An 11,646-nucleotide genomic window follows, 5' to 3' on the forward strand; every position below is an offset into this window, starting at 1 on the left:
ACTTGGAAACTATGTCTTTGTAAATTAATTATAGATAATGAAAGCTGGATGACATCTCCTTTCATAATAAGGCGATGGGATAATGCATTGCCACTGCAAAGCAAGTGCATGCTTTTTGCAGTGCTACTGCATTCAGCTTTGCAGTGGCGCTGCAACACATATGCAGTGTCACTGCAGCATATATGCAGTAGCGCTGCAACACGTTTGCAGTCACACTGCAGCAGATGTGCAGCGACGCTGACCCGGTAGGTGTGTACGGGATTGTATCATGTTTCGTTAAGAAGATATTATAAAGTATCCTTTGAATGTCGTATTTTTGTCTATCCGTAATTTAGAGTAGTCAAAGAAAACTATGAAACACACTCGTATGAAACTAAAAACAGCGGTAAAGAACCTTCATGAAGGCTGGAAATTCCGGCAGGCGAGACTGACCAATTGGTATCCGGCTACAGTTCCGGGAGTAGTCCACACGGACTTACTGCAGAACAAGATTATTGAAGACCCGTTTTTCCGGTTGAACGAACGGGGATTGCAATGGATTGACAAGGAAGACTGGGTTTATGAAACTTGCTTTACTCTTGCTGCCGACATGATGCGGAAAGAGAATATGGAGCTTGTGTTCGAGGGGCTGGATACTTACGCTGACGTTTATTTGAATGATGAATGTATACTGAAAGCGAACAATATGTTTCGCCGCTGGTCTATCCCCGTCAGGCAGTACATCAGGGAGGAGAATAATATATTGAAGGTGTACTTCCATTCGCCGGTAAAGATAGACGTCCCCAAATGGGATGCACTTCCCTACCAGTATCCGGCATCCAATGACCAGTCTGAAAACGGGGGCTTGTTCAACAAGAAGATAAGCATTTTTGCCCGTAAGGCAGGTTATCATTATGGCTGGGACTGGGGGCCGCGTCTGGTTACCTCCGGCATCTGGCGTCCGGTGTATATCAGGGCTTGGAGCGATTTGAGAATCAACGATGTGTTTATCGAGCAGAAGGAAGTCGGTGCAGGCAGGGCCGTGATTGCCGGACATGTGGAGCTGGATGCCGATAAGGATATGGACGGAGTGCTGGTCACGATAACAGACGAGGCTACCGGAAGAGTGCTTGGCGAGTGGCAAGCGGATTTGAAGCGAGGCACCAATCGGGTGACCGTTGATTTTGTCCTTCACAAGCCGAAGCTGTGGTGGAGTAATGGACTGGGGGAGCCTTTCCTTTACCGTTTCCGTACGGATATCATTGCAGGCGGGGAATTGTTGGACTCTAAAACCGAAAGGGTGGGCATACGCTCTTTGAAGGTGGTGCATCAGCCGGATAAGGACGGGCATACTTTCTATATAGAGCTGAACGGGCGTCCGGTTTTTGCCAAAGGAGCCAATTACATCCCTTTGGATAACTTCCTGCCGCGCGTCACTCCCGAGAATTATAAAAGGACGATTCTCGATGCCGCCGGTGTAAACATGAATATGTTGCGTGTCTGGGGCGGAGGTATCTATGAGAACGATGTCTTCTATGATTTGTGTGATGAGCATGGAATTATGATTTGGCAGGACTTTATGTTTGCCTGCAGCATGTATCCGGCAGAAGGCGCCCTGCTCGATAATATCCATCAGGAGGCGGTGGACAATGTGAAACGTTTGCGCAATCATGCTTGCATTGCTTTGTGGTGTGGAAATAATGAATGCCAGGATGCCTGGCTGGGCTGGGGCTGGAAGCGTGAGATAGAACGGCAGAACAAGGAATATGCCGACAAGATTTGGGCACAGTACCGGCAGCAGTATCATGTCACCTTACCCGGGGTGGTCAGGGAGTATGCACCCGGAACCTTCTATTGGCCTTCTTCTCCGTTCGCATTCGAGGGAGAGATGTCCGGTACTACTGACGGGGACCGTCACTATTGGAGTGTCTGGCATGGTAAAGCACCCATTTCTGATTATGACAGCGAGAAATCCCGCTTTTTCAGCGAGTACGGCTTTCAGTCTTTTCCAGAGTTCGAGTCCGTCAAGCGCTATGCTCCTTACCCCGAAGACTGGGATATACGTTCCGAGGTGATGATGTCCCATCAGCGTGGTGGCGACCATGCCAACGGGCTGATTGAGACTTACCTGTTGAATGAATATAAAAAACCGCGTGATTTCCGGGCATTCCTTTATATGAATCATGTGCTGCAGGGAGATGCCATCAAGACGGCCATCGAGTCGCACCGCCGCCAGATGCCGTATAATATGGGGACACTTTTCTGGCAGCACAATGACTGTTGGCCCGTAGCTTCCTGGGCGAGCCGTGACTATTACGGACGCTGGAAGGCGCAGCACTATTATGTCCGCAAGGCCTATGATGACATCTTGATTTCTCCGGTAGTGGAGGGGGATGATTTGAAAGTATATGCAGTGTCCGACCGCTTGGAGAATACTTCCGGCCGGCTGCAACTCCAGGTCTGCCAGTTCGACGGAACCGTGGTTCATCACTGGGGCAAGTCTGTCGGCATCTCCGGTAATGACAGCCGTGTCTGTTTTTCCGCACCGCTTGCCAAGCTGCTGGAGGGGGCGAATAGAGGAACAGTATATGTCCGCGTAGACTATACGGACAAATCGGGCAGGGTGTACCATAATAACTACTGTCTGGGCAAGCAGAAGGATATGGATTATCCGAAGGTGGATTTGCAGACTGAAGTCCGTTCCATTGAAGGCGGATATGAAGTGACGGTATCGGCAGACAAGTTTGCCCGTGCTGTATGCTTGTCCGTTGCTGACAATGAAAGTGTGTATAGCGACAATTATTTTGATGTCCAGCCGAAGAGCAGCGTGCAGGTGCAGGTCAGGACGCGATTGTCTGCCGAAGCGTTCAACGGTTCGTTGAGGCTGACTTGCCTGAACAATGAATTCTGATACTCGCCATCCGGACGTTGGCATGCTTCTTCCGTCCGGATGTTTTTTACATAAAGATAATATGCTGCTTCAGTATAGCTGATATTTGTGTCCTCAGCTGATTGGCATTGATAGGTTTAGCCATATATGCGTCGAAGCCGTTTTCCATGACCTGCTGTTCATCAGAAGCATAGGCAAAGGCGGTGACGGCTATGATGGGGACTTGTGTAGAGTATTTGCGTATTTCCCTGGTCGCTTCGTAACCATTCATCACCGGCATGTTGATGTCCATCAAAATAAGCTGCGGGTCGTATTCCCTGAACATATTCACGGCTTCCTGACCATTCCACGCATGTATCAGATTGTAGTCTTTTCGTAGGATGGACTCAATCAACCGGAAGTTGCTGTCATGGTCTTCGGCAACCAAGACGGTGATTTTCTGCTTTTTTACTTTTATAGGTTCGGTCTTGCTTTCTGCCTGCCGGATGCGGCTTGCCGGCACATAGGGGAGGGTGAACCAGAAGGTAGAGCCTTCGCCGGGCTTGGAAGTCAGTCCGATATTGCCTCCCATGTGCTGTACCAACATCTGGCAGATGGATAATCCCAGTCCGGTGCCTTGGGCAAAATTATTGAGCTTGACAAAGCGGCCGAATATGCTCTCTTGTTTGTCTTCGGGGATACCGCATCCCGTATCGGATACGTAGAAATAAAGCATCTTGTCGTCTTGCAGCTTGTAGCCAAAACGGATACTGCCTTCTTGGGTAAACTTGATGGCATTGGTCACCAGATTGATGACGAGTTGAGACAAGCGGTTACGCTCGGAATGAATGTGGCATTCGGGCAGTCCGGGCTCAAAGGAGAGGGTGACATTCTTTTCGGGCGATAGCTTCAGGCAGAGCGAACTTTCCAGCTCTCTCATCACTTTGTTCAATTCAAAATCCGTATCAATGAATTCCATTGTGCCTGCTTCTATCTTTGACAAGTCCAGAATGTCACTGATGAGTTGCAGCAGCAAAGTATTGTTGTTCTCAATGATGCTGACGTATTCTTGTTTTTCTTCCTCCTCTTCGGTGGAAGCCAATATTCCGGAGAATCCCACAATGGCATTGAGCGGCGTACGGATTTCATGGCTCATGTTGGCGAGGAATGCGGATTTCAGTTTATTCGACTCTTCCGCACGGTTCTTGGCGGAAACCAGTTCCGTCTCCATCTTTTTCCGTTCGGTGATAACCAGCGAAGAGCCCACCAGGGTCAGCGGCTTATTGTTCTCGTCGTAGGTTTCTACGGCGGCCTGGGCCTCCACCCAGTCGAAGTGTTTGTGTCTGTCGGCATGATTGATGACGCGGTATTCCTCCTTGACTTTCTGGATACGTCCCTCAATCAGGTCTGTATAGGCTTGTTTCACTTTTTCCAGGTCTTCCTTGTGTATTTTGGAGAAATACTGGCTGTCGGGTACGGACAGCTGTTCATCGTCCATGATACCGGCATTATTGCTGAGCTCTATCGGCTTGTTGACATCGCAGAGTATGGTGTGTGTCCGGAGGTTCCATTTCCATGGTACGATGTTGGCAACGTCGAGTGCCATGGAAAGTTTCCGGTTTGTCGACCTCAACTGTATTTGGGTGTGGTGCAACTCGGTGCTGTCAACGCAGAAGACGTGCATGTATTCGCCATTGTCGCTTGCCTTGACTACAATGTCGTAGAAAGTGTCTATCTTCTTGTAATAATAGGGGAAAGTTACGGAACGTTTCTCCTTCAATGCAATATTCATGAAATGGAGGAACTCGTTCATGGATTCGGGAAATAATTCGCTTCCCCGCTTGCCGACAGCCTCTTTGCGCATGATAAATCTGTCTTCGAAGAAATTGTTGACATCTATATATAAGGTGTCAGTAATGCGCCCTTTTTCATCTTTTATAAGTTTCTCATACATGTATAGGATGGGCATGTTGTTTATCAGATTTCGGTATTTGAGATTGCTGTCCAGTTGTTGCTGTTGTAATCTTTTGATTCTACTCAGTGACTGTAGGCGGAGATATTGGAAAAAGAACAGCAGAGTTATGATTGCGGCAGTGATACTGATAATGACATATTCGTACTTCTCCCAGAAGGTGGGAGGCATGTTGTAGAATATGGTACCCTTGGGGCATAGCTTCGGATTCAGGTCACGCTGCAGAAGGGATTTATAGTTGAATACGGGGGCTCCGTCGTCGGGATAGTATAACGGGATGTTGCGTGCCGGGGTACCATCCAATATCTTGTGGATGGTTTCTAGTAGCCGGGCATTATATTTCTCTTTGTTGTAAATGTAGCCGCCTACAATCCCCCCTTCTTCTTCAATACCGATGGCCCTTAGCGAAAACAAAGGGATGGGGGCGGTAGAGATGACCCGGTGGGAATTACTCCTCATGATATTGTCATGGGGAGAGCTCTTGTACAGCCAGGATGAAAAGATGACTCCGGTAGTATGGGGATTCACGTGGTTCAGTATATTGAAAAGGCTGTCCGTTCGGATGTCTTTCGCACTAAGGAACTGGTAATCCAACTCCGGATACTTTTCACGGATAATCTCGGACAAGTCATAGTCGTTCTGCTGGCAGATGTATGTTTCATCCCCTATATACATGACCTTATCCATTTTGGGGATGAGTTGCTTCATGAGTTGCAGGTTCTCGTTCAGGTATACACTGGATTGCATTAAGGTCAGATTGTACTTCTTCTGTAGGTCACTGATGGGAATACGCTCTGTGCGGGGCAGGGCGTGCTCGCGTATCATTGTTTCCTTAGGACCGGTATAATCCCTCTCACCACATAATATCATGGGGATATCGGGCCACTGCCGGTTCAGTTCATCGCACATGATGAAACTTCCGCATCCGATAAGCACGATAAGTTTAGGGTTCTTGTAACTCTTGAACAAGCTCTCTTTGAATGTCTCCAGTTTATTTTCCTCGTCAAGTGTCAGCATTTTCATGTGTGCGGTGTATACTCCGATGTGGCTGTTCTGTGATGCCATGTTCACAATGGAGGTGATGAAATCATTACTCCAGGGATTGGCTTCTGTATAAGTGTTGATTATCAGAATATCGTCGACGTCTGTTGCGGGAGATTTTCCATATAGGGTGTCTGTGCAGGTGAACGAGCAGAGTATTGCAATTACTGTTCCCAGTATGTATTTCATATCCTTTGGACCGTTTTAATGTTTGCTATTGTGAAAATTCTTACAAATGTAGGGGTTTCCCGGTGGATAGACAAAGAAAAAGATGAATTTAAGCGGGATATGGAAAAATAAAGCGGAGCAACATATTGAAATGTCACTCCGCTTCTCATTGAGATGTTGAAAGATGTGTTTTCAGGAGATTTAGTTGTTTTCTTTTTTAATGTCTATGGTCATGAACCGTTCACCGTCATATAGACTTTTGACACGGATGTTCAGCCCTTTTTTCTCTTTCAGTTGTTCCGCTATATTGTCCAGCTTGAAGGAGGCCAGTCCGGTGCCCAGCGTGAGCTGGCTGTCATTGTAGGCATTGTGGCGGAATTCGAGATTGACGTAATCCGGTTTGTCGTTTTCGCCGGTGGATGCTTCATTGATGACCAGGTTCAGCATGTGCTTCTTATCTTCGTTGTTGCTGTGGTAGAATTGATATTTGATGTTCAGATACTCGCCCGTAATCCATAAATCCGTGGCGTTGATGTTGTCGTCTCCGATACTGTCTGCCTTTTCGGCAGGCATGGAGTAGATGTCTTTGGTCAGAATGTTTTCGATGTGCTTTATTTGGGCATTATATTCGTAGCCTGGAAGTTTCTCTTCCAGTTCGCGGAAGTAGATGAAAGCCCTCTGGCCGTCTATTACGGCATAGTCGTGAACATAGGTTGTGTCACTGGGATATAGTTTACTGCCTTCGTCCAGTGAGAAATAGTAGTCTTTTCCTTCGATGACCTTTACCGTACCTACGGCGAACAAAGTGTCATATTTGTCATCCCAATCGTCCAGGCATGATTGCAATACAATGGCAGTCAGGAATAAAAGCATGGATGCTGCCAATGTCATTCTCAGTTTCTTCATAAGTGGTAGGTTTTAGCTCTTTTCTGTTTAAAACTTATTTTTGTATTCAGAAAATGCGGTGAAAAGCTAAATACTGCGTAGTATACTGTTAAAGAAATGAAAGTATGATTTTCTTCTCTGCCTGATGCAGTATTTTTGCGCTGATTGCATTTATAGGGTAAACACGTGTTAAAAGAGAGAATGGAAGAACAGGAATTGGCAGAACGCTGTAGGCAAGGAGACAATCTTGCCCGCAAAGAACTGTATGAGCGCTATGCGGGACGCATGCTCAGCGTATGCCTCCGTTATGCAGGTGACCGGGAGACTGCCCAAGACCTGATGCATGACGGTTTTCTGAAACTTTTTGATTCTTTCGATAAGTTCACTTGGCGGGGAGAGGGTTCTCTGCGGGCATGGATGGAACGCGTAATGGTGAATACGGTGTTGCAGTATTTGCGGAAAAATGATGTGATGAATCAGTCATCGGCCTTGGAGAATGCACCCGAAGCTTATGAGGAACCGGAAGGTTCGTCAATAGATGTCATTCCTCAAAAGGTACTGATGCAGTTTATCAGTGAATTGCCTGCCGGCTATCGTACCGTATTCAACTTATATATTTTTGAAGAGAAATCCCATAAGGAGATTGCTCGACTATTGGGAATTAATGAAAAATCCTCTGCCTCGCAGTTGACGCGTGCTAAAGCGACTTTAGCGGCAAAAGTACGTGAGTGGATGAAAAGAAATGATTAAATGAAGGAACGTATGGAAGATGAATTGTGGTTGAAAAAGATAAAGGACAAGCTGGAAGACTATTCCGAACCGCTGCCGGTTGCCGGATGGGAGCGGTTGGAGAAGGAATTGTCCGTTTCCGGAGCTCCGATAACCGGACCGCATAGGATGATACCTTTCCGTCGCTGGGCGGTGGCTGCGGCAGCTGTGCTGCTGGTGGCAGTATCGTCCGTCAGTCTGTGGCTGTTGCAGAGTCCGGTAGGGAATGAAATGCGGCATACGTCAGTGCCTGCTTTGGCTGTGGCTCCGGATGTCTTGCCGGAACAGACGGTACCTGCTGTACGGACTAATCCCATAGAGCCTGCCTATCGGGCACATGGAAATGCATCGGCACCCAATAGGGAGGCAAGTCGCCCTTTGGTTGCACAACATATCAGAATATCGGTTGACGATGAGCGGCAGGAGGAAATGTTGCTGGTTGAAACTGCAGGTGAGGCTGGCGGTATTGGGCAGCAGGCGGAAGAGCCGGTAATGGAAGATACGGACCATGCGACCGCAATGCAGGCAGAGGAACCGGAGAGAACAAGGAAAGACCGCTATCGTCCGTCAGGCCGGGACAAACTGCATCTTCCGGAAAGAAACAGTTCTGGTAGGGATACTAAAGGATGGGCGGTTGGCTTGTCCGTAGGAAATACGGGAGGTTTTTCATTGGCGAATGAAGGGGAAGCGAATGTGATGTCGGACTACATGCCTGGAAGTCCTATTTATGGCGGTAACGTAGATTTATCCTCTACGGCCAATGGCATTGTTACTATTCCCGACGGGCAGGAACTGGTTTTTAAGGATGGTATGCCCTATCTGCAAAGACGCGAAAAGAAAATTGCGGATATAGACCATAAACAACCGCTCAGTTTCGGTGTTTCGGTGCGGAAAAACTTGGCGAAGGGTTTCTCTGTGGAAAGCGGGCTGACGTATACCTATCTTGCTTCTGACGTAAGGTATGAGGGCAGCTCGGAAAAGATAAGCCAGAAGCTGCATTATATTGGCATTCCGGTACGGGCCAACTGGAACTTTGTGGATGCAAAGAACTTTACGATGTACGTTTCGGCGGGGGGTGCCATTGAAAAATGTGTGTATGGCAAGATTGGTACTGAGAGTGAGACTGTGAAACCGGTACAGCTTTCTGTCATGGGTGCTGTCGGTGCCCAGTATAACATAAGCAATAGGGTGGGCCTGTATGTGGAACCGGGAGTATCCTATTTCTTTGATGACGGTTCGTCGATACAGACTATACGCAAGGAGAACCCGTGTAGCTTTACGTTGCAGGCCGGTATACGTCTTACTTATTGATAGCAGGACAGACATGTTTTTGTCCACTTTCTTGTAGATTCAGAATTTTCTTAATAACTTTCGGCCGTGTTTCTTCGTTGGTGGATGAAGGGACACGGTTTTTTATTGATTGAGAAGAAAGAAAGTAGGTCGGGACATGCCCGGCAATATAACAAACACGTAGTAAAATAGACAAAATGAAGATTAAAAAGAAAGTAGCCTTAAGCGGGCTATTGCTTTGTTGTGCAATCACGGCAAAAGCACAAGTGTGTATTACTCCCCAGGTGGAGCAGCGTGCCAGGGAGTTGGTTTCTCAAATGACGCTGGAAGAAAAAATCGATTACATTTCCGGTCCCAAATCTTTTTATATCCGGGCTGTACCCCGGCTTGGCATACCCGAAATCAGGATGGCCGATGGTCCGCAAGGCATACGTAACAATACTCAAAGTACCTTGTATCCTTGTGGCATCTTGTCGGCTTCGACATGGAACCGTAAGTTGGCTAGAGAGCTGGGACATGGTTTGGCCCGGGATGCAAAGGCCCGTGGGGTAAGTATTCTGTTGGGGCCTGGAGTCAATATCTACCGCTCTCCTCTATGCGGGCGAAACTATGAGTATTTTGGTGAAGACCCTTATTTGACGGGCGAAACTGCTAAAGAATATATCTTGGGAGTGCAGGAAGAGGGAGTTATGGCTACGGTGAAGCATTTTGCGGCCAATAACCAGGAGTGGAGCAGACATCATGCCAGCTCAGATGTGGATGAACGCACGCTGCAGGAAATTTATTTTCCCGCGTTCCGAAAAGCTGTGCAGGAAGCAGGAGTAGGGGCGGTTATGGATAGCTATAATCCGCTGAACGGGGTACATGCCACCGAAAACAGCTGGCTGAACATTGATGTATTACGCAAGCAGTGGGGATTTAAAGGTATCCTGATGTCTGACTGGACATCTGTATATTCCGGTGTGGGAGCCGCTAATGGAGGGTTGGATTTGGAAATGCCCGTCGGTAAATTCATGACCAGGGAAATTCTTATTCCGGCAATAGAGAATGGTATCGTGAAGGAAGAGACCATTGACGCCAAAGTCCGGCATATACTCCAGACATTGATTGCTTTTGGAGCACTTGATACTCCGAGAGAAGATAAATCTATCGATAAAGACAATGCACAGTCTAAGGAAGTTGCACTTGACTTGGCGAGGGAAGGAGTAGTGTTATTGAAAAATGATAACGGTACGTTGCCTTACCGGAACGGTAGAACATTGGTAATCGGGCCTAATGCCGATATTATTCCCACAGGAGGGGGAAGCGGATTTGTCACTCCTTATTCGGTAGTGTCGCTCTATGACGGTATGGTTCAGTTGAAGGGCGGCAGACAGATAGAACTGCTGTCTGACAGCCTTCTTTATAAGGATATGTCCCAACAGATTTATACGGATGACAGTTTTACGCAAAACGGTTTTAAGAGCGAATATTATAATACTCGTAATCTTACCGGAGAACTTTTTCAGGCTGCCATAGAGCCTGCCATAGACTATGCCTGGAAATACGGTGCACCGTTCGACGGCATGCCGGTAGATCAGTTTTCTGCCCGTTGGACGGGAGTTTACAAGGCTGACAAGGATGGAACTGTAAAGTTCCAGCTGGCTGGCGATGATGGATACCGTCTGTTTGTAAACGATAAGCTGATTACCGGAGATTGGGGGAACCATTCATTCAGTACCCGCAGTGCATTTATGCAGGTCAGTGCAGGGGAGATATACCGGCTGCGTATTGAATATTTTGATAATGTGGGTGAGGCGACTGTCAGTTTCCAGGCAGGAATGATGGATGAGGAGCGTTTGGCCTCTTCACTGAAGCATGCCAGGAATGTTATTGTATGTGCCGGGTTCAACAGCAGTACAGAAGGTGAAGGGTTCGACCGTCCGTTTGCATTGTCATACGGGCAGGAATATCTCATTAATAAAGTGGCTTCACTTCATGATAATGTGACTGTGGTGGTGAATGCCGGAGGTGGAATAGATTTCCGCAATTGGGGGCAGAATGTACAAGCTATTTTGATGGCATGGTATCCGGGGCAGGAGGGTGGAAAGGCCCTTGCCGAAATCATTACGGGCAAGCTTTCGCCAAGTGGCAAACTGCCAGTCAGCATCGAGGAAAAATGGGAAGATAATCCGGTATATGGTAATTATTATGACAATCGCAATGTACCTCATAAACGGGTGCAGTATGCCGAAGGTGTTTTCGTAGGTTATAGGGGATATGACCGGAATGGAAAACAGCCGCTCTATCCTTTCGGGTATGGACTGTCATACAGTAGTTTTGAATACAGTAATCTGAGTGTTGAGAAGACGGGTGGAAACCGGGTTACGGTAAGCTTTGACATCAAGAATACTGGAAAGATGGATGCTGCAGAAGCGGCTCAGGTATATGTGCGGGATGTGGAATGTTCTGTTCCGCGTCCATTGAAGGAGTTGAAAGGCTACGATAAGGTTTACTTGAAGAAGGGGGAAACCAAGCGCATCCGGATATTGCTGGATGAGGAAGCCTTTGCCTACTATGATGTGGAATCACATCGGTTTGTAGTGGAAAAGGGGACTTTTGAGATTCTGGCAGGTCCTTCTTCAGCTGATTTACCATTGAAGGCAACTGTTGTTTTATGATAAAATAAATATCA

Annotated in this window: 6 protein-coding genes; 4 read left to right on the forward strand and 2 right to left on the reverse strand. The window is 47.4% G+C overall.

Going from position 1 to position 11,646, the window contains the following annotated elements; all coding sequences use genetic code 11:
* Positions 1-352: 352 nt before the first annotated feature.
* A complete protein-coding gene (locus tag DW800_RS02610) occupies positions 353-2,890 on the forward strand; it encodes a beta-mannosidase (RefSeq protein WP_057281715.1) in 2,538 nt (845 codons plus the stop codon).
* A gap of 46 nt (positions 2,891-2,936) precedes the next feature.
* On the opposite strand, the gene DW800_RS02615 is transcribed toward DW800_RS02610, so the two are convergent.
* Together DW800_RS02615 and DW800_RS02620 are read right to left on the reverse strand one after the other, a co-directional pair.
* Positions 2,937-6,050, reverse strand: a complete 3,114-nt coding sequence (locus DW800_RS02615) for an ATP-binding protein (protein ID WP_117703184.1) — start codon at positions 6,048-6,050, stop codon at positions 2,937-2,939.
* Between the two features lie 180 nt (positions 6,051-6,230).
* Entirely contained in the window at positions 6,231-6,935 is a 705-nt protein-coding gene (locus tag DW800_RS02620) for a NigD-like protein (RefSeq protein ID WP_005832500.1), read from the reverse strand.
* A gap of 180 nt (positions 6,936-7,115) precedes the next feature.
* On the opposite strand from DW800_RS02620, the gene DW800_RS02625 reads away from it, so the two are divergent.
* The 3 genes from DW800_RS02625 to DW800_RS02635 all read left to right on the forward strand — a co-directional run bounded on the left by DW800_RS02625 (position 7,116) and on the right by DW800_RS02635 (position 11,632).
* The gene (locus tag DW800_RS02625) at positions 7,116-7,664 is read left to right on the forward strand and encodes an RNA polymerase sigma factor (protein ID WP_005831669.1); all 549 of its coding nucleotides are present in this window, start codon (positions 7,116-7,118) and stop codon (positions 7,662-7,664) included.
* The gene (locus DW800_RS02630; protein ID WP_117703183.1) at positions 7,665-8,993 is read left to right on the forward strand and encodes a porin family protein; all 1,329 of its coding nucleotides are present in this window, start codon (positions 7,665-7,667) and stop codon (positions 8,991-8,993) included.
* Between the two features lie 176 nt (positions 8,994-9,169).
* On the forward strand, positions 9,170-11,632 hold the full coding sequence (locus DW800_RS02635; RefSeq protein WP_117703182.1) for a beta-glucosidase: 2,463 nt from the start codon (positions 9,170-9,172) through the stop codon (positions 11,630-11,632).
* Positions 11,633-11,646: the final 14 nt, after the last annotated feature.

Source organism: Bacteroides sp. AM32-11AC, assembly GCF_003603515.1.
GTDB classification, from domain to species: Bacteria; Bacteroidota; Bacteroidia; order Bacteroidales; family Bacteroidaceae; genus Bacteroides; species Bacteroides uniformis.

Coding starts and splice junctions, on each gene's coding strand:
- DW800_RS02610 (WP_057281715.1), top strand. CDS start 353: ATGAAACACACTCGTATGAAACTAAAAACAGCGGTAAAGAACCTTCAT.
- DW800_RS02615 (WP_117703184.1), bottom strand. CDS start 6,050: ATGAAATACATACTGGGAACAGTAATTGCAATACTCTGCTCGTTCACC.
- DW800_RS02620 (WP_005832500.1), bottom strand. CDS start 6,935: ATGAAGAAACTGAGAATGACATTGGCAGCATCCATGCTTTTATTCCTG.
- DW800_RS02625 (WP_005831669.1), top strand. CDS start 7,116: ATGGAAGAACAGGAATTGGCAGAACGCTGTAGGCAAGGAGACAATCTT.
- DW800_RS02630 (WP_117703183.1), top strand. CDS start 7,665: ATGAAGGAACGTATGGAAGATGAATTGTGGTTGAAAAAGATAAAGGAC.
- DW800_RS02635 (WP_117703182.1), top strand. CDS start 9,170: ATGAAGATTAAAAAGAAAGTAGCCTTAAGCGGGCTATTGCTTTGTTGT.